The following is a 268-nucleotide window of genomic DNA, read 5'->3' as shown; positions in this document are numbered from 1 at the left end:
GTCCGCCAGCCGGGACGACATAAATCGTATTATGCGATATCGAATCGGGTTGCGGTGGCTCCGGGAGCCATAAGCGGACGGGCACCCACGTGTGCGTATGGACATGACGCGACGGCCCCGACGGCTCCGTCAAGACGGCGTCCGCGGGCTGGTGAGCGAGACGAGTCTTGATGCGAGCGACCTGATCGCGCCGGTGTTCGTCGACGCGACGACCGACGAGCGCGTCCCGATCGAGTCGATGCCGGGCCACGAGCGCGTGCCCGTCTCG

General features: G+C 66.8%; 1 protein-coding gene. It reads left to right on the top strand.

From position 1 onward, the window contains the following. Positions 1 to 97: 97 nt before the first annotated feature. On the top strand, positions 98 to 268 hold a 171-nt coding region (locus HKX41_11740), incomplete at its 3' end, for a porphobilinogen synthase (protein ID NNC24805.1).

This window comes from Salifodinibacter halophilus (genome assembly GCA_012999515.1).
GTDB classification, from domain to species: domain Bacteria; phylum Pseudomonadota; class Gammaproteobacteria; order Nevskiales; family Salinisphaeraceae; genus Salifodinibacter; species Salifodinibacter halophilus.
Note: the sequence above shows the minus strand (reverse complement) of the source record. Positions and strands in the feature narration are given on the sequence as shown.